Here is a 19,255-nt window from a genome sequence, read left to right as displayed (position 1 = left end):
CCTATCACTATCTATCTATATAGAAAAGAGGAGATTCCTTGCTTACCATTCTCTCGGTTTTAAGTAATGCTGGTAAAGGTCCGCTTCTGGTGAACCAGTTTGTGGTTCATAGCTGTATTCCCAGCGAGCCAGTGGCGGCATCGACATCAAAATCGACTCGGTACGCCCACCACTTTGCAAGCCAAACAAAGTCCCGCGATCATACACTAGGTTAAACTCAACATAGCGGCCACGGCGATACAACTGGAACTCACGTTCACGCTCGCCATACTCTGTGGCTTTACGACGTTCAACAATGGGTAAGTAAGCATCGCAATACCCTTCACCAACAGCTTTGATGTAGTCAAAGCACTTCTCAAACTCCCACAGATTGAGGTCATCAAAAAATAGGCCGCCGATACCTCGCGTTTCACCGCGGTGAGGCAAATAGAAATAGTCATCACACCAAGCTTTATGCTGCGGATACACATCAGCACCAAAGGGCGCACACACTTCCTTGGCGGTGTTGTGCCAAAATTGGCAATCCTCTTCAAACGGATAGAACGGAGTTAAGTCAAACCCACCACCAAACCACCAGATCGGTGCTTCCCCCTCTTTTTCAGCAATGAAGAAACGCACGTTTGCATGCGATGTCGGAACGTAAGGATTGTGAGGATGCATGACGAGAGAAACGCCCATGGCTTCGAATCGGCGCCCAGCCAATTCTGGACGATGCGCCGTTGCAGAAGCTGGCATTGCACTACCCTGCACATGGGAGAAGTTAACCCCCCCTTGCTCAAACACGTTGCCATCACGCATTACGCGTGTTCGGCCACCGCCACCTAATCGGTCTCCTGGCTCTCGATGCCAAGCATCTTCTATAAATGTTGCTTTGCCATCTTCTTGTTCCAGTCGTTGACAAATTTGATCTTGTAACTGCATCAAGTAAAGCTTGACGGCGTCTTTATCTATTGTGGACATCTAAACTACCTTTTGAAGCTGAGCAGGGTTATCCCTGTCTTAATAATTGTTCTGTACGAGCATCGCGGATTTCACTGGGTCGATGGCGCTCACCAATCTCACCAAGCAAAATGGCGGAGATCTGGTTGCCCAATTGACCTTGAACCTGCTCAACGGTTTTACATTCCGTTTGGCCTGACAAATTCGCACTGGTAGAGGTTAGCGGCTTTCCATACTCACTGCACAACTTTTGTACCAAAGGATGATCACTCACACGAACCGCAACGGTCTGGCGATAACCTGTGACGAGCGCCGACGCTCGTGCACTTGCTGGCATTACCCATGTATAAGGACCTGGCCAAGTGGCGAAAACTCTCTGAAGTTGCTCCGATGACAAACTTGTTAAATCGAGATACGGTTGAAGCTGTTGAAAATCAGCGGCGATCAAAATCAAGCCTTTATCTCTGGGTCGCTGTTTAATCGTCAGAAGACGCTCAACGGCCACCTCATTATCAGGATCGCAACCTAAGCCAAACACGCCCTCTGTCGGGTAAGCCACCACTTGACCTTGCTTTAACGCCTTCACGACTTGCTGTAAATTACTCACCGCTTCTTCTCTCTAGACACTCAACCTACTACAAATAAGCCAATAACCCGCCGAATGCCAGCGAAAAACGCGCGTGGTAGCTTTCACCCAAACGCAAACGTTTGCTTGCGGTAAAAAACCTCGTATAATGCGCACAAAATTGATCAGCTCACCCAATTATGCAGCTTGAAGGAGTTTGAGATGAAAGTCGGTATCATCATGGGTTCTAAATCGGATTGGCCAACCATGAAACTAGCAGCAGAAATGCTGGACAGATTTGGCGTGAAATACGAAACCAAAGTAGTTTCAGCACATCGAACTCCTCATCTCCTTGCTGAATATGCCTCAACCGCCAAAGAGCGTGGGTTGAAAGTGATTATTGCTGGTGCAGGTGGCGCGGCGCATTTACCTGGCATGGCGGCGGCATTTACCAGCTTGCCCGTTTTGGGCGTACCCGTGCAATCACGCGCGTTATCAGGGCTCGACTCTCTCTACTCTATTGTGCAAATGCCAAAAGGCATCGCAGTAGGGACATTGGCAATTGGTGAAGCTGGTGCAGCGAACGCTGGTCTTCTCGCTGCGCAAATCCTTGGAACTCACGACGAAAATATCATGGCCAAAGTTGAGTCCTTCCGCCAAGAACAAACAGCAAGCGTCCTTGCTAACCCGAATCCTGCAGAGGACTAAATCATGCACGTATTGGTTCTGGGCGCTGGACAATTAGCACGTATGATGTCATTAGCTGGTGCGCCTTTGAATATCCAGATTTCTGCCTATGATGTGACAACGGGTGATGTCGTTCATCCTTTGACGTTGCATCTTCTTGGTCACGGCTTAGAGCAAGCGATTGAACACATTCCTCATGACGTATTGGCGATCTGCCAAGCAAGTGGCAAGTTTCTTCCAAGCAGTGAGGCGATAAAGGCAGGTGGTGATCGTCGTTTGGAAAAAGCCTTGCTCGACAATGCGGGGGTACGCAATGCCAATTACTACGTCATTGAAACGCGTGAAGACTTCAATAAAGCGATTGAGCACGTTGGCATGCCAATGGTGCTAAAGAGCGCATTAGGTGGCTATGATGGTAAAGGGCAATGGCGTTTGAAAGATGCCGCGCAAATTGAAACCCTTTGGCAAGAGATGGAAGCTTGTATCGCGGCTACGCCAAATCAAGCGATTGTCGCTGAAGAATTTGTTCCATTTCAACGTGAAGTTTCATTGATTGGCGCTCGTGGTAAAGAAGGGCAGATCGAAGTCTACCCACTGGCAGAAAACATTCACGTCAATGGCGTGTTAAGCCTTTCAACGGCGATTGACTCACCAGAGCTGCAAGAGCAAGCACAACACATGTTTACTGCTGTCGCTGAAACACTGAATTACGTTGGTGTGTTGGCGCTTGAATTTTTCGATGTCGACGGACAATTGTTAGTCAATGAAATTGCACCTCGAGTACATAACTCCGGCCATTGGACCCAGCAAGGAGCCGAAACTTGCCAGTTTGAAAATCACTTGCGCACCGTTTGTGGTTTACCACTTGGTAGCACTAAGCTGGTTCGTGAAACCTCAATGATCAACATCCTTGGTGAAGATACTCTGCCCGCAAGCGTGATGGCGATGGACGGTTGTCATATTCATTGGTATGGCAAAGAGAAACGCGCAGGCCGAAAAATGGGCCATATCAACGTGTGTGGTGATTACAGCGGAGAGCTGCAGCGCCGCCTTTGTGCTCTCGCCAATGTATTGGATGAGAAAGCCTTTCCAGCGGTACATGAGTTTGCCAAAAAGTGGCAAGCGTAGTCGCCCTTTCGGCTTTTAAACAGATAGCAAAAGGGTCGCCATGTGCGCAATGTAGATCAGATAAGGATCGGTTGACCGATCCTTCTGATGAGAGACAATCGGAAACCTGTTTATAGGTTTCCGATTTTTTATGTCTATCCAAAACTATTTTGCTGACTTTCTTGAAGAGAGTCCTGTTGATGTCGCTCAGCTAACCACCTTCTCCGAGCATATTCCTGATGAGTGGGTTGCTAAAGCGGCAACACTTTCCGATAAAGCGACAATTCGTCGACGTCGTTTACCTAGTGATATGGTTCTTTGGCTTATTGTTGGAATGGCGTTTTTCCGCAATGAGTCTATTGCAGAAGTCGCACGGCGAATGAATGTCTGTGCCGAGGGCTTAGCCGATGAGGAACTGCTAGCTAAAAGTGCTTTAACGCAAGCAAGGCAACGCCTTGGTAAAGCTGCTCCAGAATGGTTGTTTAGACAATGCAGTCACACATGGGGTCTAGAGCGTTACCCCGAGGATACTTGGCAAGGCTTACAAGTCTTCGCTATTGATGGGGCTCTTTTTCGAACCGCTGATACATCAGAACTAAGAGAACATTTTGGGTCAGGTAATACATCCAGCGAGAGGCAGACACCTCATCCAGTACTTAGGGTGGTGACCATGATGAATGTTCGCTCACATGTCATTGTAGACGCAGCTATAAGCCCCTATCGTCGTGGTGAAATACCGCTTGCAATGCCCTTTATTGACTCTCTACCTGATAACTCAGTGACTTTACTAGATAAGGGGTTTTATGGCGCAGACTTACTTCTTTCTCTCCAAAATAGTGGCTCCAACAGGCATTGGTTGTTACCAGCGAAGAAAGGGGTGAAATTCAGACTTCTGGACGATGAAGAGAGCGACGACATGTTGGTAGAAATGAAAGTCTCTCCACAGGCTCGCAAGAAAAATCCTAACCTACCTGAAAAATGGCAAGTCAGAGCCGTTACTTATCAAGTACAAGGTAAGCACAAAACAGTGTTTACGTCTTTGCCTAGGGAAGAGTACGATGCGGAATCAGTAGCCGAGCTTTACCATGAGAGATGGGAAATTGAGTTAGGGTACAGAGACATAAAAAGTTCGATGCAGCACAACGCGTTAGTGCTGAGGAGTAAGACGGTCGAGCTTGTCTATCAAGAGTTATGGGGGCTGTTGCTTGGTTATAACTTGGTAAGACGAGAAGCCAGTCAAGCGGCCGTAGCACATGGTCGAATGGCCAATGAAATCAGTTTTAAATACGCTTGTCAGTTCATCGCTAGTCAACTGAAAGTAATGAGCAAAGCGGTATCTCCAGGTAATACACCGAAGCGTCTAAAAAGTCTGCGCGGAGACTTATCCATCCTTTTTATAGACAAACGCCCTAAGCCAAATCGGCCTAGGGCGGTAAAAATATCAAAGACCCGATATCCTGTTAATCGCAAGGCAGCTCCTCTTAAGTGAACTACATTGCGCCATGTGCGACCCTTATCAATGTGAACTCAATGCGATTGAGCATGCTGACATTTGCGGTTTGCGCATTGTAACTTCACACCACTGGCGAGCTTCTTCTCAACCAACAAAGTAAAACCACACTCTTCACAACAACCTTTTACCGGTGGCAGGTTAACCGCAAACTTACACTTCGGATAGTTATCACAGGCATAGAAGGTTTTACCAAAGCGAGTTTTACGCTCAACTAAGTGTCCTTTGCCACACTCGGGGCAAGCAAACAACGCTTTGGGATTCTGCTCTGGTTCAGGCTGGTTGATTGGTTCAATATGATGGCAATGTGGGTAATGACTGCACCCGACAAACATGCCGTAACGTCCCTGACGAAGCACCAACTCGTTCCCGCACTCAGGGCAAGCGACCCCCAACTCTTTGACGATATGGCCATCATTTTGATGAAGGGGCTTGACGTAATCACACTGTGGGTACTGATTACACCCCAAAAACGCGCCATGCTTACCGTGTTTTAACACCAACCCTCCACCACATTGCGGACAAGGCGTATGCTCAAGCGCATGCTCGTGAGCGGAAAACAAAGTGCGATCAATTTTACTACTCATAGATACTGTATTCGCGGAACAACTTAGTGAAGAATGCCTTGCTCTTTGGTGTATAACAGCTCTTCCATTAGCGTGTAGGCGTTCTCGTTACCGGGAACATTGAATAGCACCATCAAAATAATCCACTTGAGATCTTCAAGCTCAAACTCATTGGTTTCCAACCCCATCACTCGATCGATGACCATTTCACGAGTCTCAGTGGTTAACACATTGATCTGTTCTAGAAACAGCAAAAAGCCGCGACATTCTAGATCCAATCGTTGCATCTCTTTAGGTGTGTACACTCGTGTTGAAGAGATCGCACTGCAACGCGAAATAGCAGAGTGATCATCACTCTTTTGTAATGCTGCCAGCTCTTCTAACCAAAGAAGGGCTTTGTAGATATCTTGCTGGTGAAATCCCGCTCGAAGCAATTCGTCTTCAAGCTCATCTTGATCCACTTGTAAATCTGCATCGCTATGGATGTAGGTTTCAAATAGATACATCAGTATATCCATCATCATAGCTAGCCCCTCCCCCTTCGAATATAGCCACCGTTAACTGCAACAACATGCCCTGAAAGCTCAAGCTCTAAGAGCTGCATCATGACTTCTTGCACAGGTATATTGGTCCTGTTTGCTAGAATATCAACTGGTGTAGCCTCACTACCTACGTTAGCTAACAGCTGAGGAAATGGCAATTGTTCTTCAGTATTAGAGGAAGAAAATAAATCCGCTTGTTGGTTTGTCGACCAGTCAAGCAAGGTTTGCACTTCACTCAGTACATCCTCAACACCAGTGACCAAACAAGCTCCGCTTTTTATCAGCGCGTTTCCACCACGTGCGTTGGTAATATGAAGAGAACTGGGCAAAGCAAAGACTTCTCGGCCTTGCTCAGCGGCATAACGGGCAGTAATCAAAGAGCCACTTTTCTCTGCTGCTTCGACCACCAAAACCCCCAGAGACAAGCCACTAATGATTCGATTTCGACGAGGAAAATGTTCTGCTTTGGCTTTGGTACTCGGACGGAACTCCGAAACCAGCGCACCTTGTTGACAAATTCTCGCGGCAAGACCTTTATGGCGAGCGGGATAAATGTATTGAAAGCCCGAACCAAGTACTGCAACGGTTTCACCGCCCGCTGTCAGCGCACCATCATGGGCATGGCCATCAATCCCAAGCGCCAAACCACTGGTCACCACCAACCCATGCTGTACCAATTGAGCCGCAAAATCGCGGGCATGCTGCAACCCTTCCATGGTCGCATGACGACTCCCCACCAGCGCAACTTGTGGCTTGGTTAAACAATGAGGATCACCTTGTACAAACAGTTGGCAAGGCGGTGAAGCCGTTTCCTTAAGTAGCGGCGGATATAGGCCATCATGAAGGGTAATAATATGATGCTGGGAGGAAAGCTGCTGCCATTGAAGAGCGGCTTCAGCGTCTTGCTGAGCACTACTTCGCAAGGTGATGATTTGCTGGGACGACAGTCCCAGCGACAGTAGCTGCTCGTGGGAATAACGCAGAATATTGAGCGGAGAATCAATACTGAGTAACTTGGTTAGCTTCTTAACCCCAATATTGGGCGTAAAACTAAGTGCTAACCAAGCATGCAGTTCATCCTGACTCATCAGGGCGTTTGCGCCGTGGCTGATTCGTCAACTTGCACTGGCGCCACGACCAAAATGTCACGGCTGATCGGTTGAGTGCTGCGGGTGATCAACGCCAAGCTGAAATATTCGTAAGGACGAATGATCATCAACTCACCAATGCGGCTTTTCGGCAGGGAGATCTCATCCGAAGAACCACTTTTTTCGTAGCTGAATTGGCTATCACTGCTGCGATAAACGTTGTTTGAGGCTTTATAGAGTTCGAAAATATGCCCTTGACGTAAATTGTCTACTTTCCCCTTGTCCAAAATCACCACTTGGCTTGGTGCGCTATAATCGATGCCATCAATACTGCCCAATATCTTGGCATCAACATCTTGAGGGGCTGGCGCAGGATAAAAGGTCGTAGACAGTTCTTCGACGAGGTTTTCAGATTGAGGCAATGCAATGTCGTTGATCAATACTTCTTGTCGCTGACTGGTCACTTCAATGCCGGAATAATCTTGTGCCGATTCTTTAAGCTCACCTTGCGCAACCACACGTAGCGCGATCATGTTGGCATCGGGATCGGCTCGTTCAAATTCTTGCACTTGCCGATAAATCGCCCAATGGGTTTCCGTTTGTTGGCCACTGATGAAAATACGCTCATCTTTAGCAAGGTATTTTCGTCCATCACTGGTTCCCATCACGCGCGCGACACTGCTGAGCTTCTCTTTACTCAGCAGTCGGTCTGATTGCAGATAAGGCATCACTAACCCTTCATCCACTGTTGGAACCGCTTTTTTCTCCGTGATTCGAGCTTTCGGGCTCAATGTCACCACCGGTTTTAAACTCAACATCGGCTGACCATTTTTCCACACTAAAGAGAGCTTATCGCCAGGGTAGATTAAGTGAGGGTTGTCAATATCTGGGTTGATTTGCCATAAACGCGGCCATAGCCAAGGGCTATCCAAATAGAGCGCAGAGATATCCCAAAGAGTATCCCCCTTTACCACCACATAAGTTTGTGGCGCATCGGGCTTAATATTCAGTGGAGCTGGCGACTCTTGGGCTGCCACACTCACACTAAACAACAAGGGTAATAACACGCGTGAAGCGGCTTGCAGCACTGAGTTCATGCCTTAACTCCTAGATGGATTAGCGAAGCGACAAATGGGAAATTGCTGCTAGGATGCTGTCATTTAGGCTATAAAATGTCTAGAATTGAGCCAACAAGGTTTGTGCTGTTTCGGCACAGTTCAACATTTCGAGTGCATATGTCTGTATTACAAGTATTAACATTCCCGGATGATCGTCTTCGTACAGTAGCCAAACCGGTTGAAAAGGTGACACCAGAAATCCAAAAAATCGTCGATGACATGATTGAAACCATGTATGACGAAGAAGGTATTGGCCTTGCCGCCACGCAAGTCGATATTCATCAACGCATCGTTGTGATTGATATTTCTGAGAGCCGTAACGAGCCGATGGTGTTAATCAATCCTGAAATTTTAGAAAAGCGTGGCGAAGATGGCATTGAAGAGGGCTGTCTATCGGTCCCAGGTGCCCGCGCACTAGTGCCACGCGCCGCTGAAGTCACGGTTAAAGCGTTAGATCGTGATGGAAACGAGTTCACCCTCGAAGCCGATGATTTACTGGCTATCTGTATTCAACACGAGTTGGATCACCTGCAAGGTAAGCTGTTTGTCGATTACCTATCACCACTCAAGCGCAAGCGTATCCAAGACAAGCTAGCCAAAATCAAACGTTTTAACGAGAAACAGCGCTAAATCGCGCTGATACCATAAGAAGGAAGGTACCTTGAGCAAGCCTTTACGTATTGTATTTGCAGGTACTCCGGACTTCGCCGCCCAGCATTTGGCGGCGTTGTTGTCTTCGGAGCATGAAGTCATTGCGGTTTACACCCAACCTGATCGCCCAGCCGGTCGCGGGAAAAAACTCACTGCAAGCGCTGTCAAAACCATTGCTTTGGAACACAACATCCCGGTTTATCAACCAGAAAACTTTAAGTCTGACGAAGCCAAACAAGCCCTCGCGGATCTCAATGCTGACATCATGGTCGTGGTCGCTTATGGCCTGTTATTGCCACAAGCGGTGTTAGATACACCGAAGTTGGGTTGTATCAACGTGCACGGTTCGATTCTGCCTCGCTGGCGCGGTGCTGCGCCAATTCAGCGCTCAATTTGGGCGGGTGATGCTGAAACGGGCGTGACCATCATGCAAATGGACATCGGCCTAGATACCGGTGACATGCTGAAAATTGCCACGCTCCCGATCGACGCAAGCGATACCAGCGCCACCATGTACGATAAATTGGCTCAACTTGGCCCTGTTGCGTTAGTTGAGTGTTTAGCCGATATCGCCGCAGGTACAGCCATCGCGATTAAACAAGATGACGAGCGAGCAAATTACGCCAAGAAACTGAGTAAAGAAGAAGCTCGCATCAATTGGCAAGACGATGCAGAGCACATCGAACGTTGTGTCCGTGCTTTCAATCCGTGGCCAATGAGCCACTTCGAAGTAGCGGAAAACAGCATTAAGGTGTGGCAAAGCCGCGTCGAAGCGAGCAGTCATGACGCCCCTGCGGGGACCATCCTAAAAGCGGATAAAAGTGGCATTTATGTCGCCACTGGCCATGGCAGCCTAGTGTTGGAACACATCCAAATTCCAGGCAAAAAAGCGATGCCTGTACAAGATGTTCTCAACGCTCGCGCCGCTTGGTTTGAAGTTGGCAGTGTACTGAGTTAACCTGCCAAGCAATCGGGCATTTTTGTCCAGTTTAAGAACTTTACGAGGGCAGAGACGCCCTCTTTAACTTTAAGGTACTCATCATGAATGTTCGCGCTGCGGCTGCCAACGTCTTGTATCAAGTTGTCGACCGAGGCAACTCTCTATCGACCGCCCTTCCTGAAGCTCAACAATCCATTCGCCCTCGCGACCACGCCTTACTGCAAGAGATCTGCTACGGCGCGTTACGCTACCTGCCTCGTTTAGAGAGCATTGCCGGTAAGTTGATGGATAAGCCACTCAAAGGTAAACAACGTGTTTTTCATCATCTCATTTTGGTTGGCTTATACCAATTAGGTCACATGCGTATTCCAGCGCACGCGGCGGTTGGTGAGACAGTGGAAGGCGCACAAGCACTGAAAGGGCCTCGCTTACGCGGCTTGATCAATGCGGTTTTACGCAACTATCAGCGTGAACAACAAGCATTAGATGAGTTCTCTATCAGCCACAATGCCGGCAAGTACGTTCACCCAAGTTGGCTACTGAAAATCCTACAAGACGCTTACCCTGAGCAATGGCAGACGATTGTTGAAGCCAACAATAACAAAGCGCCAATGTGGCTGCGTGTGAATCACGCCCACCATGACCGCAATGAATATCTGCAACTGCTCAAAAATGCAAACATTGATAGCACCCTGCACAGTGAAGCGATGGACGCCATAAAATTGGCCGCCCCTTGCGATGTACACAGTTTGCCAGGGTTTGAGCAAGGCTGGGTATCGGTGCAAGATGCCGCTGCACAGTTGTCGTTTAACTATCTACAACCTAAAGATGGCGAACTGATCCTCGATTGCTGCGCCGCACCTGGTGGTAAAACCGCACACATTTTAGAGCGAGTCTCTGCTCGTGAAGTCGTGGCACTGGACTGCGATGAACAACGCTTGAAAAGGGTGACGGAAAACCTGAAACGCCTCAATCTTCAAGCAAAAGTGATTTGCGGTGACGCGCGCAATCCTGAACAATGGTGGCAAGGTGAACAATTTGACCGTATTTTGCTCGATGCTCCTTGCTCTGCCACTGGGGTGATTCGTCGTCACCCTGACATAAAATGGCTACGCCGAGCAGAAGACATTGCGGCTCTCGCTGAGCTACAAAGCGAAATTTTTGATGCCATGTGGGCACAACTTAAGCCCGGCGGTACCTTGGTTTACGCTACTTGTTCTATCACCCCAATGGAAAACGTGGAGCAAGTGAAAGCGTTCCTCGCAAGAACACCAGAAGCACAACTGATTGGCTCTGAACGCGAGAATCCAGGCCGTCAGATTCTTCCAGGGGAAGAAGATATGGATGGCTTCTATTATGCAGTGCTGGTTAAGCAAGCATAAGCAAACTGGCGATTGAATCTCTTCAATCGCCTTTTTCGAATTACGAGAACAGAGTATGAAAATCATTATTCTTGGCGCAGGTCAGGTTGGCGGCACGCTGGCAGAAAATCTGGTTGGCGAAAATAACGATATCACTATTGTCGATAAAAATGGCGACCGTCTGAGAGAGCTGCAGGACAAATATGACTTGCGAGTGGTGAATGGCCACGCCAGTCACCCGGACGTGCTACACGAAGCAGGTGCACAAGATGCCGACATGCTGGTGGCCGTGACCAATACTGATGAAACCAACATGGCTGCTTGTCAGGTGGCTTTTACTCTGTTCAACACCCCCAACCGAATTGCTCGCATTCGCTCACCGCAATACTTAATGCAAAAAGAAGCGCTGTTTAAATCCGGCGCGATTCCTGTCGATCATTTGATTGCCCCCGAGGAGCTGGTGACCAGCTACATTGAACGTTTGATTCAATACCCTGGTGCATTGCAAGTGGTGAGCTTTGCGGAAGAAAAAGTCAGCCTCGTTGCCGTAAAAGCTTACTATGGCGGCCCGTTGGTGGGTAACGCACTTTCTGCCTTACGCGAACACATGCCTCACATTGATACCCGTGTTGCCGCAATTTTCCGCCAAGGCCGTCCGATTCGTCCTCAAGGCACCACCATCATTGAAGCCGATGACGAAGTCTTTTTCGTTGCCGCCAGCAACCATATTCGCTCTGTGATGAGTGAGTTACAACGACTGGAAAAACCTTATCGCCGTATCATGATCGTCGGTGGTGGTAACATCGGCGCCAGCTTAGCCAAGCGTTTAGAACAAACCTACAGCGTGAAACTGATTGAGCGCAACCTGCAGCGAGCAGAAAAGCTTTCAGAAGAGTTGGAAAACACCATCGTGTTTTGTGGTGATGCTGCCGATCAAGAGCTGCTAACCGAAGAGAATATCGACCAAGTCGACGTTTTTATCGCCCTCACCAACGAGGACGAAACCAACATCATGTCAGCGATGTTGGCCAAACGCATGGGTGCTAAAAAGGTAATGGTGCTTATCCAGCGTGGTGCTTACGTCGACCTAGTGCAAGGCGGCGTCATTGATGTGGCCATTTCACCTCAACAAGCGACCATTTCAGCGCTCTTGACCCACGTTCGTCGTGCTGACATCGTCAACGTATCGTCTCTACGCCGCGGCGCTGCTGAAGCAATTGAAGCGGTGGCACACGGCGATGAAAGCAACTCGAAAGTGGTGGGCCGCGCCGTTGGCGACATCAAACTGCCACCGGGCACCACCATTGGCGCGATTGTGCGTGGTGAAGAGGTGCTCATTGCCCATGACCGCACCGTGATTGAACAAGATGATCACGTAGTGATGTTCTTGGTCGATAAGAAATACGTACCAGACGTCGAAGCCTTGTTCCAGCCGAGCCCATTCTTCCTCTAGGATTTTCCTATGGTGAACTTTCGTCCCGTACTGTTTGTGATTGGGCTAGTGCTTTCCAAGCTCGCCCTTTTCATGTACGTCCCTACCCTTGTGGCCTTTTTTACTGGCACAGGCGGCTTTCTTGATTTCGGCCAAGCGGTGTTGATCACCCATTTTGCCGCGTTTGTCTGCCTGAGCATTGGCCGCACCGCACACTTTAAACTCAGTGTACGCGACATGTTCCTTATCACCAGTTTGGTGTGGACCATCGCCAGCGCGTTTGCCGCGCTACCGTTTATGTTTATCAACCACATCAGCTTTACTGACGCCTACTTCGAAACCATGTCTGGTATCACCACCACCGGTTCCACCGTGCTGAGTGGTTTGGATAACATGGCTCCGAGTATTTTGCTGTGGCGTTCGATCTTACAATGGCTCGGAGGGATTGGCTTTATTGTGATGGCCGTTGCGGTGTTGCCGATGCTTAACGTCGGTGGGATGAAGCTGTTCCAAACAGAATCTTCCGATTGGTCAGACAAAAGCAGCCCAAGAGCCAAAACCGTAGCGAAAAACATTGTGGTGGTGTACTTGGTACTCACCGGACTATGTTTGATTGGGTATCTATTGACCGGAATGAATCTGTTTGATGCCATCAACCATTCCTTCACCACACTTTCAACGGGCGGCTACTCCACTTCTGATGGTTCAATGAACCATTTTTCTAACGGCGCACACTGGATCGCAACCTTATTTATGTTCTTGGGTGGCTTGCCGTTTTTGTTGTTTGTTTCGGCGATGCGCAAGCGCCGATTAGACGCTTTAATCAAAGACGCTCAAGTACGTGGTTTTACCTACCTGTTTTTAGGCACCAGCTTGGTCATTTCGGCTTGGTTGGTGATTCGTGACGGTTACACTATTGCTGACGCACTACGCGTGGCGATGTTTAACATTGTTTCTGTGGTGACGACGACGGGTTTTGGTTTAGAGGATTTCACCGCCTGGGGCGCACTCCCAACGACCTTGTTTGCGTTTTTGATGATGGCGGGCGCCTGTTCAGGCTCCACTTCTGGCGGCATTAAGATCTTCCGCTTCCAGATCGCCATGACACTGCTGAATAAACAGATAATGAAACTGATTCATCCATCAGGCATTTTTGTCCAACGCTACAATCAACGACCAGTGAATGATGACATTGTGCGCTCTGTGGTGGCGTTTGGTTTAATGTTCTTCATTACCATCATCGCCATTGCGGGCGGCTTAAGCGCGATGGGGCTTGATCCCGTCACCAGCATTTCTGGCTCAATTACCGCGGTGGCCAACGTCGGCCCAGGTATGGGCAGCATCATTGGGCCAACAGGTAACTTCGCTCCGCTGCCTGATGCCGCTAAGTGGCTTCTCAGTTTCGGTATGTTGATGGGACGCTTAGAAATTCTCACCTTATTGGTGCTGTTTTTTCCTGCTTTCTGGCGCCGTTAAGTTTTGTCGAAGCGGCGCTATCTACAGCCCCAAAACAAAGGACCCGGTTTAAACCGGGTTCACATAAAGATAGATCGCGAGGAAGTGACAAACACAACCGGCCAACACAAAACAGTGCCAAATGGCATGATTGTAGGGGATCTTCTTCGCCACATAGAAAATAACCCCGAGCGAATAAATCAATCCACCGGCAGCGAGCAGCGTCAAACCTCCAATCTCTAATGAGATCGCCAATTGGTAAATCACTATCAGTGACAACCAACCCATCAACAGATAGCTCACCAAGGAAAAGCGCTTAAAGCGATAGACAAACGCCACTTTCATAATGATGCCCAACAAGGCTATCGACCAAATCACAATCATTAAGCCGATCGCCAAAGGCGTGCGCAAACTCACCAACAGGAACGGGGTATAACTGCCCGCGATGAGCAGATAAATCGCACTGTGGTCAAAGGTTTTGAGCCAACGTTTCGCCTTAGGATGAGGAATGGCATGGTAAAGCGTCGAAGCCAAAAACAACACAATGATGCTCGACCCGTAAATCGCCATGCTGGCAATGGTCAGCCCATCGGCATGGTGCTCCGTGGCTTTCACCAACAGCATCACCAAACCAACAATACCAAAAATCATGCCTAACCCGTGTGTGGCTGCATTCGCCACTTCTTCACGCACACTATATTGACTGACTGACATAGCAAATACACTGAAACCTCTAATGGAATAGTTGCTCTAGTATGTCACACTTAGCTTACACGTGTAAGCTAAAAAGGTTAAATTTTGGTTATTTGATGTCGGCTTAAAGTGAGGGCGTATTTTTCGCTTTTCCATCATCATGCGAGTGAATGCTAGGTCGTTTCTTCTAAATAACCCAGCACCTTCTCTCCCGCCTGTTTTGCCGAGAAGTCCAGTGGTAACACCAACTCTCGCTGTAGTTTTCCCAACCCCAGCAAACTCGCCAACATGCCTCTTCCCCCTTCACGATGGCGATCAATTTCAAACCATAACTTCAGTTCACTCGGAGAACGATACGCCACCACTTCCAGCTCACGCCAACGACCATGAAATGGCCCAGTGGTTGGAACAAACTCGAACTCTTGCACAAAGGGCAGTTCAAAGCCTTTCACTTCTTCACACTCCACTTGGCGAATACGCAGCCCTTGCTCTTCCAAAGCGGTAAAAATGCCGTCCATCATAGGATCAGGCCTTACGGTGAGCATGTCTTTGTCTGTTGGGTCAATCGCCAAAGCGATATCCAAACCGGTTTCCAACCACACTTTGGCATCACCAATGGTAATTGGGGTGTTGAACGGAATGTCTAACACGACATCAAACACCCGCTCTTCACTCGGTTTGATGACAAACGCGTATGGCAGGCTCCAACTGGCCAGCACATGACTTTGTGGCACGCGGCGAGTTTGTTGCCCTTGAGAGCTGCTGCCGCGATCTTCTTTCACTTCCGCAATGTAACGACAACACAGCTTCAAATGAATATTGTCGATCTCTTGCTCGCTCGAACCGCCATAAACATGCACCTTAATGTTGGCCGCTTGGCCGGGGTACAGCACTTCTTGCTGTAAGATGGAATCAACTTTCGCACTTCCAATACCAAAACTGGCGAGGGTTTTCTTCAAAAATGACATACGCACCTCCTGCTGCTGTTCTGATAGTACTGATAATTTCTGATTGGGTACTACTATCTAGCTCACATCTCATTGGATATTTATCAAGATTGTAACGTTTTGCAGACATTTTTTTATCGCAGCAACTGCTCAACTATCGATCGATCAGCATAACGGTGCTACTCTATGTTCGATATGCATGCATATCGTTATTCCTGCACTTTTATTTGGATTGGCGAAAGCCAGAAAGAGCCAACCTTCACTCAACTGAAGCTCAACTCATAAAAATGTAGGCCATTACATTGGCAATGGATATGCCTGACAGTTAGGTAACTTAATGCGCCCAACAACAGTCAGGTTCTCGCACACCAATCGCAGTGCGATGCGTCGTCGTAGCGGCTTTGCCGCAGCTCCGACAAGCAAAAAAACGGCTTCAGGTATGACCTTGGTCGAGAAAAATGCACTTATGCCGCAGACTCCGGCTAAAGTCGTTCAAGCCGCTTAATTAAAAAGCGCAGCCACCGCTGCGCTTTTTTCTTTCTCTCCACTCGGTTTGTTATTTTGCTTCGCCAAGCAATTTGATACCTTTACGCCAAAGACCTATAAAATTTGTGGAGAAAGAAATGAAGTGTCACCGTATTGAAGAGCTACTTGAGTTGCTTGAGCCAGAATGGCAAAAAGACCAAGAGATGAATTTACTGCAGTTTATCGTTAAGTTAGCGGGTGAAGCGGGTTATCACGGCAAGCTAGAAGAGCTGACTGACGATGTGCTGATCTACCACCTAAAAATGCGTAACAGTGCGAAAGATGAAATGATTCCAGGCCTGAAAAAAGACCAAGAAGATGATTTCAAAACAGCGATTCTACGCGCACGCGGTATCATTAAATAAGTTAACAACTCACTCACTAAGCGACCTTTTGGTCGCTTTTTTATTTTCTGCCACTGTTCAGCGAAAAATTGCGTTAATTGTCCTGCTTTTTGTTGTTAAAGGTTGATAGCCTTAAAGAAATACAAATGTTATTGATTGTATAATCGTCGTCCATCAGTTTTTACTAAAATATTAGCAAAGCCTTATTGTGTATAAACACATCGGCATTTGTGAGCAAAGTCAGTGAGCGCAAACCAAGAGAAATTGCGCCATTAAAGCCTAAGAAGGATCAATCCATGAGTCAGGATAAAATCGATATCAAAGATGTGACTCCGAAAACCTTTAACCCCAAGACCCACAAAGGCAAGGGGGATAGGTTTAACCCAAGTAACCGCATTTACGTACGTGAGAGTAAAGGCACATTCCAAAAACTACGCCGATATGGTGGCTGGTTTTTGCTGCTGCTATTTACTTTAACTCCGTGGATTTCCTACGGCGATCGCCAAGCGATTCTGTTGGATATCGGTAGCCAACAATTTAACTTTTTCGGCACTACCCTCTACCCACAAGACCTGACGTTGCTGGCCTTGCTGTTTATGATTGCCGCCTTTGGTCTGTTTTTCATCACCACCTTTTTGGGCCGAGTGTGGTGTGGCTACTTATGCCCACAAACCGTTTGGACCTTTATGTACATCTGGTTTGAAGAGAAGCTCGAGGGCAGCGCCAACAAACGCCGCAAGCAAGATTCCGGCAAACTGACGCCCAATCTCGCCATGCGAAAAAGCGCCAAGCATATCGCGTGGTTTGCCATCGCGCTCGCGACAGGCTTCACCTTCGTCGGTTATTTTGTCCCGGTGCGTGAACTGGTGGTGGATTTCTTCACCTTTAACGCCAGCTTCTGGCCTGTTTTCTGGGTGATGTTCTTTGCCATCTGTACCTACGCCAACGCAGGTTGGATGCGCTCTATCGTTTGTTTGCACATGTGCCCTTACGCGCGCTTCCAATCGGCGATGTTTGATAAAGACACCTTCATCGTCGGCTATGACAGTCAACGCGGCGAACAGCGTGGCCCACGTTCACGCAAGGCCGATCCGAAGCAGCTCGGGTTAGGTGACTGTATTGATTGCGATCTGTGTGTGCAAGTGTGCCCAACGGGCATCGATATTCGTGATGGCCTACAATACGAGTGCATTAACTGTGGCGCGTGTATCGATGCCTGTAATACCACCATGGATAAAATGGGTTATGAAAAAGGGTTGATCAACTACACCACCGAGCATCGTCTGTCCGGGAAACACACCAAAGTCATGCGACCTAAGTTGATCGGTTATGGCTTGGTGTTGCTGATGATGTTGGGTTTGTTCTTCGCACAAATCGCGGCCGTCGATCCTGCTGGCCTCAGCGTAATTCGCGATCGCAACCAGTTGTTCCGCGTCAACAGTGCCGGTGAAGTGGAAAATACCTACACCCTCAAAATCATCAACAAAACTCAACAAGTGCAAGAATATCACTTGGATGTGAAGGGGCTCAGTGATGTAACTTGGTATGGTAAGCAAACCATTCAGGTCAACCCAGGCGAAGTTCTCAACTTACCACTCAGTCTTGGCGTGGATCCCGAGAAGCTCTCCTCTCCAATTAGCACGATTCAGTTTATACTGGACGACAAGAGCAACGACTTCACCATTGAAGTAGAAAGCCGTTTCATCAAGAAACTGTAACTTCAACCCAATTCATGGACAAAGGCTCAGCAATGAGCCTTTTTATTTACTATGTCGCTAGGCGCATTCAATTTTGACGCATTAACGCCCGATTTTATGTGGTATGCCCTTGAGAGCATCGGCATTCGCGCTGAATCAGGCTTATTGCCTCTCAACAGCTATGAAAACCGCGTATACCAGTTCACCGATGAAGAGCGTCGCCGTTTTGTGGTGAAGTTTTATCGCCCAGAGCGTTGGACGCCGGCACAAATTGTTGAAGAACATCAGTTCACTCAAGAGCTGGTGGAAAATGACATTCCTGTCGCCGCTCCGGTCAACATCAACGGTGCCACCCTACATCATTATCAAGGCTACCAATTTGCCTTGTTCAACAGTGTCGGTGGCCGTCAATTTGAAGTGGATAATCTCGATCAACTCGAGTGGGTTGGCCGCTTCCTCGGTCGAATTCACCAAGTGGGTGCAAAACAGAGATTCCAGCACAGACCGAGCATAGGGCTAGATGAGTACCTCTATCAGCCACGCGCACTCTTGCAACAATGCAACATGATCCCGATGCATTTAGAGAACAGCTTCTTTCAGGATCTCGACCGACTCATCGCCGCCATTGAAGCGCAGTGGCCAAAAAACACTCACGCTATCCGCTTGCACGGTGATTGTCATCCCGGCAATATTTTATGGCGTGATGGCCCGATGTTTGTTGACTTAGATGACGCGCGCAATGGCCCTGCGGTTCAAGATCTCTGGATGTTGCTCAATGGTGATCGCCAAGAAAAGCTCATGCAACTCGATATTTTGCTGGAGTCGTATGGCGAATTTAGTGATTTTTCGCACCAAGAGTTGAAACTGATCGAGCCTTTGCGTGGTCTACGAATGGTGCATTATATGGCATGGTTAGCAAAACGATGGCAAGACCCCGCGTTCCCACTCGCTTTTCCTTGGTTTAATGAGCCAAAATACTGGGAAGGTCAGGTATTGGCGTTTAAAGAACAAATCGCCGCATTGGAGGAGCCCCCTCTTTCATTGATGCCACAGTGGTAACTGCCTCAATAACATAACGGAGAAATAAA

At 48.2% G+C, this 19,255-nt stretch carries 20 protein-coding genes; 12 read left to right on the top strand and 8 right to left on the bottom strand.

Annotated elements, in window-relative coordinates; translation table 11 throughout:
- Positions 1-42: 42 nt before the first annotated feature.
- Positions 43-960, bottom strand: a complete 918-nt coding sequence (gene hemF / locus AOT11_RS07115; protein WP_017420267.1) for an oxygen-dependent coproporphyrinogen oxidase — start codon at positions 958-960, stop codon at positions 43-45.
- A gap of 28 nt (positions 961-988) precedes the next feature.
- Positions 989-1,546 (bottom strand): L-threonylcarbamoyladenylate synthase type 1 TsaC, encoded by a 558-nt coding sequence (gene tsaC, locus AOT11_RS07110; protein WP_026050282.1) that lies wholly within the window; start codon positions 1,544-1,546, stop codon positions 989-991.
- A gap of 180 nt (positions 1,547-1,726) precedes the next feature.
- On the opposite strand from tsaC, the gene purE reads away from it, so the two are divergent.
- The 3 genes from purE (at position 1,727) to AOT11_RS07095 (ending at position 4,787) form a co-directional block, all read left to right on the top strand.
- The gene (gene purE / locus AOT11_RS07105; RefSeq protein WP_017420266.1) at positions 1,727-2,212 is read left to right on the top strand and encodes a 5-(carboxyamino)imidazole ribonucleotide mutase; all 486 of its coding nucleotides are present in this window, start codon (positions 1,727-1,729) and stop codon (positions 2,210-2,212) included.
- A 3-nt stretch (positions 2,213-2,215) separates the two neighbouring features.
- Positions 2,216-3,319: a 5-(carboxyamino)imidazole ribonucleotide synthase gene (locus AOT11_RS07100; RefSeq protein WP_089529794.1), complete on the top strand. Its 1,104-nt coding sequence runs from the start codon at positions 2,216-2,218 to the stop codon at positions 3,317-3,319.
- Positions 3,320-3,449: 130 nt separating this feature from the next.
- Entirely contained in the window at positions 3,450-4,787 is a 1,338-nt protein-coding gene (locus tag AOT11_RS07095; protein WP_011149570.1) for an IS4-like element ISVvu3 family transposase, read from the top strand.
- Positions 4,788-4,825: 38 nt separating this feature from the next.
- Here AOT11_RS07095 and AOT11_RS07090 read toward each other — a convergent pair whose 3' ends face one another.
- The 4 genes from AOT11_RS07090 to AOT11_RS07075 are packed head-to-tail and all read right to left on the bottom strand — an operon-like array spanning position 4,826 to position 8,101.
- Positions 4,826-5,395, bottom strand: a complete 570-nt coding sequence (locus AOT11_RS07090) for a DNA topoisomerase family protein (protein WP_026050365.1) — start codon at positions 5,393-5,395, stop codon at positions 4,826-4,828.
- Positions 5,396-5,418: 23 nt separating this feature from the next.
- Complete coding sequence (locus tag AOT11_RS07085) at positions 5,419-5,898, bottom strand: DUF494 family protein (protein WP_026050366.1); 480 nt, start codon at positions 5,896-5,898, stop codon at positions 5,419-5,421.
- Positions 5,899-5,900: 2 nt separating this feature from the next.
- A complete protein-coding gene (gene dprA, locus AOT11_RS07080; protein WP_017419871.1) occupies positions 5,901-7,004 on the bottom strand; it encodes a DNA-processing protein DprA in 1,104 nt (367 codons plus the stop codon).
- Complete coding sequence (locus AOT11_RS07075; RefSeq protein ID WP_017419870.1) at positions 7,004-8,101, bottom strand: LysM peptidoglycan-binding domain-containing protein; 1,098 nt, start codon at positions 8,099-8,101, stop codon at positions 7,004-7,006. Before AOT11_RS07075 ends, dprA begins: the two co-directional genes overlap by 1 nt.
- Before the next feature lie 138 nt (positions 8,102-8,239).
- On the opposite strand from AOT11_RS07075, the gene def reads away from it, so the two are divergent.
- From def to AOT11_RS07050, 5 genes are all read left to right on the top strand, one after another.
- On the top strand, positions 8,240-8,752 hold the full coding sequence (gene def / locus AOT11_RS07070; RefSeq protein ID WP_038964320.1) for a peptide deformylase: 513 nt from the start codon (positions 8,240-8,242) through the stop codon (positions 8,750-8,752).
- A 31-nt stretch (positions 8,753-8,783) separates the two neighbouring features.
- Positions 8,784-9,731, top strand: a complete 948-nt coding sequence (gene fmt / locus AOT11_RS07065) for a methionyl-tRNA formyltransferase (protein WP_017419868.1) — start codon at positions 8,784-8,786, stop codon at positions 9,729-9,731.
- An 83-nt stretch (positions 9,732-9,814) separates the two neighbouring features.
- Positions 9,815-11,095, top strand: a complete 1,281-nt coding sequence (gene rsmB / locus AOT11_RS07060; protein WP_017419867.1) for a 16S rRNA (cytosine(967)-C(5))-methyltransferase RsmB — start codon at positions 9,815-9,817, stop codon at positions 11,093-11,095.
- 55 nt (positions 11,096-11,150) lie between these two features.
- Positions 11,151-12,527: a Trk system potassium transporter TrkA gene (gene trkA, locus AOT11_RS07055; protein WP_017419866.1), complete on the top strand. Its 1,377-nt coding sequence runs from the start codon at positions 11,151-11,153 to the stop codon at positions 12,525-12,527.
- 9 nt (positions 12,528-12,536) lie between these two features.
- Positions 12,537-13,982 carry a TrkH family potassium uptake protein gene (locus AOT11_RS07050; protein WP_017419865.1) on the top strand — a complete coding sequence of 482 codons (1,446 nt, stop codon included), beginning with the start codon at positions 12,537-12,539 and terminating at the stop codon, positions 13,980-13,982.
- Positions 13,983-14,030: 48 nt separating this feature from the next.
- Here the strand turns inward: AOT11_RS07050 and trhA are convergent, their stop codons facing one another.
- A complete protein-coding gene (gene trhA / locus AOT11_RS07045) occupies positions 14,031-14,675 on the bottom strand; it encodes a PAQR family membrane homeostasis protein TrhA (RefSeq protein ID WP_017419864.1) in 645 nt (214 codons plus the stop codon).
- Positions 14,676-14,827: 152 nt separating this feature from the next.
- Complete coding sequence (locus AOT11_RS07040) at positions 14,828-15,622, bottom strand: sporulation protein (protein ID WP_026050367.1); 795 nt, start codon at positions 15,620-15,622, stop codon at positions 14,828-14,830.
- 316 nt (positions 15,623-15,938) lie between these two features.
- Between AOT11_RS07040 and AOT11_RS23585 the strand changes: the two genes are divergently transcribed.
- The 4 genes from AOT11_RS23585 to AOT11_RS07020 all read left to right on the top strand — a co-directional run bounded on the left by AOT11_RS23585 (position 15,939) and on the right by AOT11_RS07020 (position 19,226).
- Positions 15,939-16,106, top strand: a complete 168-nt coding sequence (locus AOT11_RS23585; RefSeq protein ID WP_011079074.1) for a hypothetical protein — start codon at positions 15,939-15,941, stop codon at positions 16,104-16,106.
- 118 nt (positions 16,107-16,224) lie between these two features.
- Complete coding sequence (locus tag AOT11_RS07030; RefSeq protein WP_011079073.1) at positions 16,225-16,491, top strand: YihD family protein; 267 nt, start codon at positions 16,225-16,227, stop codon at positions 16,489-16,491.
- A gap of 275 nt (positions 16,492-16,766) precedes the next feature.
- Complete coding sequence (ccoG, locus tag AOT11_RS07025) at positions 16,767-18,188, top strand: cytochrome c oxidase accessory protein CcoG (protein ID WP_026050368.1); 1,422 nt, start codon at positions 16,767-16,769, stop codon at positions 18,186-18,188.
- A 51-nt stretch (positions 18,189-18,239) separates the two neighbouring features.
- Positions 18,240-19,226 carry a serine/threonine protein kinase gene (locus AOT11_RS07020; protein ID WP_017419860.1) on the top strand — a complete coding sequence of 329 codons (987 nt, stop codon included), beginning with the start codon at positions 18,240-18,242 and terminating at the stop codon, positions 19,224-19,226.
- Positions 19,227-19,255: the final 29 nt, after the last annotated feature.

Source organism: Vibrio vulnificus NBRC 15645 = ATCC 27562 (genome assembly GCF_002224265.1).
Classification (GTDB): Bacteria; Pseudomonadota; Gammaproteobacteria; order Enterobacterales; family Vibrionaceae; genus Vibrio; species Vibrio vulnificus.
This window is presented reverse-complemented; position numbering and strand designations above follow the sequence as displayed.